This window comes from Microbacterium sp. HMWF026, assembly GCF_003061325.1.
Lineage (GTDB): Bacteria > Actinomycetota > Actinomycetes > Actinomycetales > Microbacteriaceae > Microbacterium > Microbacterium testaceum_E.
In genome coordinates, this window is sequence record NZ_QAJB01000069.1 from 1 (window position 1) to 2,357 (window position 2,357).

Here is a 2,357-nt window from a genome sequence, read left to right on the forward strand (position 1 = left end):
GCCCGTGCCCGTGCGGACCTCGCCGAGGCCGAAGCGGCCGCGGCGACGCGCGCCCGGGCCGCGGCCGCTTCGGCCTCGGCGAGGTCCGCACGGGCACGGGCGAGGCGCAGCTCGGCCTCGGCGGCTTCGGCCGCGGCCCTCAGTCGGGCCACCTCGGCCTCGGCGTCGGAGGGAACGGCGGGCACGTCACCGGGCGCGGTCATGCGCGTCAGCCTACGACGACCCCGCCTCCACGGCATCCGCCTTGCGAGCGCGTCGGATGGTCAGCCGATCCTCGTCGCGGGCGCGCAGACGCGAGAACGCCGCGGCCAGGACCAGCGCCGCCCCGGCGCCCACGAGGGCTCCGCCGACGGTGTCCGAGAGCCAGTGCGCATGCAGGTACGTGCGGCTAAAGGCCATGAGGATCACCCAGGCCGCGCCCACGACGCGCACCCAGGCCCGGGGGAAGAGCACTCCGGCCACCACCGCGATGGTCGCCGCGTTCGCCGTGTGCCCCGACGGGAACGAGCCGTAGTCGCTGAGGATCAGGATGTCCTCGGGCCGAGCGCGCCCGAAGGTGTGCTTGAGCACCTGCACGAGCAGGGCGCTGCCCACCGACGCAGTGAGGAAGTACAGGGCCGACCACCGTCGTCGGGTGGCGAAGATCGCGACGGCCCCCAGGACCGGCACGATGAGCACCGCCGTGAGGTGGCCCCCGACCTGGTCCATCACGAGAGCGAGGGCGTACAGCGGCTCCGAGGGGGCGGCCGCGAACAGCTGGTTCCACCAGACGTCGACGGTGAACGGACTCGGTCCGCGCACGTAGACCCACGCGCCCAGGGCCGAGGCCAGCGCGATGAGCACGATCCCGACGGTCGCCCGGAAACGCTGTGGGCGCGTGTCGAGCACGTCGTCGATCGCCGTGGCATCCATCGCCTCATGATGCCCGGTCCACGCGCCCGGCGGAACCGCCCACCCCGCGGAACAAGCCGCCGCGGTCGCTCTGCTAATGTTCGCGACCGCGACGGCTTCTGCGGGGATGCCGGGGGTCAGGGCGCGAGGCGCTCGACCGTGCGCGGGCGCACGAGCAACCACAGCGACAGCACGCCGATGGCGGCACAGCCCACCATGACCGAGGCCATGGTCGTCGCCGTGATGCCCGACCCGGTGGCCAGCAGGCCCACGAGGGGCGAGATGACGCCCGCGACGCCGAAGTTCGCGGCGCCGATGATCGACTGCGCCGTGCCGGCGGCCTTACCGTGGCGGTCGAGAGCGAGCACCTGCGCGCACGGGAACGTGAAGCCGCACGCGGTCATGAAGAAGAACAGCGGCACGATCGTGCCCCACAGGCCGAGGCCGAGCTGGTCGGTCAGCACGATGGCACCGCCCGCGACGACGAGCACCGCGGTCGAGACCGCGAGCACCCACTGCGGTCCGAACCGCGCGGCCAGGCGCGAGGCGACCTGGACGCCGACGACGACGCCGATGGAGTTCGCGGCGAACAGCACGCCGTACTGCTGCGGGTTGAAGCCGTACGTCACCTGGAAGAGGAACGAGGATGCCGACAGGTACGAGAAGAGCCCACTGAAGGTCATCGCGCCGATCACGAGCACGCCGATGAAGACGCGATCGCGGAAGACGCTGCCGTAGCGCTGCCAGACGGTCGTCGCTCCGGGGCCCCCGCGGCGGGCGGCGGGGAGCGTCTCGGGGATGAAGAGGATCGCCGACACGAGCATGACGGCGCCGTAGACGGCCAGCACGACGAAGATGCCGCGCCAGTTCATCACCAGCAGCAGGGCGGACCCGGCGAGCGGGGCGAGAACGGGGGCGACACCCGACACCATCGCCATGCGCGAGAGCATGACCACCAGGCGTCGACCACCGAACAGGTCGCGGATGATCGCGGCGGCGACGACACCGCCGGCGGCGGCTCCCGCCCCCATCAGCACGCGCGCGATCGACAGGGTGCCGAGGGTCGGGGCGAGAGCGGCGAAGACGCTCGCGGCGACGTGCAGGGCGGTCACCGACAGCAGGGGGATCCGTCGGCCGACCTTGTCGCTCAGGGGCCCGACGATGAGCTGGCCGAGCGCGAACCCGACCATCGTGCCGGTGAGCGTCAGCTGGATCGCGGCGGCCGTGGTCTGGAAGTCGGCCTCGAGCACGGGGAACGCCGGCAGGTACAGGTCGATCGTGAAGGGGCCCAGCGCCGTCAGGGCGCCCAGGACGATGATGTACAGCACGCGGCGCGACGCGGGGATCGCATCGCCGGGGTGCAGCACGATCGGGGCGGTCGCGGGGTTCGACCCGAGCGCGCGGATCGCGCCCGTCGCGGGGGTCTTGTGGGCGGAGCGCGCCGACCCGGTGGGGGTCTTCTCCGT

The 2,357-nt window shown here is 72.8% G+C and carries 3 protein-coding genes; all 3 read right to left on the minus strand.

What is annotated here, in order from left to right:
* The coding region (locus DBR36_RS03210) for a hypothetical protein (RefSeq protein ID WP_181373457.1) at nt 1–203 on the minus strand (203 nt) is incomplete at its 3' end.
* Nucleotides 204–213: 10 nt separating this feature from the next.
* Nucleotides 214–912: a phosphatase PAP2 family protein gene (locus DBR36_RS03215; RefSeq protein WP_108317538.1), complete on the minus strand. Its 699-nt coding sequence runs from the start codon at nt 910–912 to the stop codon at nt 214–216.
* A gap of 116 nt (nt 913–1,028) precedes the next feature.
* Nucleotides 1,029–2,297 (minus strand): multidrug effflux MFS transporter, encoded by a 1,269-nt coding sequence (locus DBR36_RS03220; RefSeq protein ID WP_258222531.1) that lies wholly within the window; start codon nt 2,295–2,297, stop codon nt 1,029–1,031.
* Between the last annotated feature and the right edge of the window lie 60 nt (nt 2,298–2,357).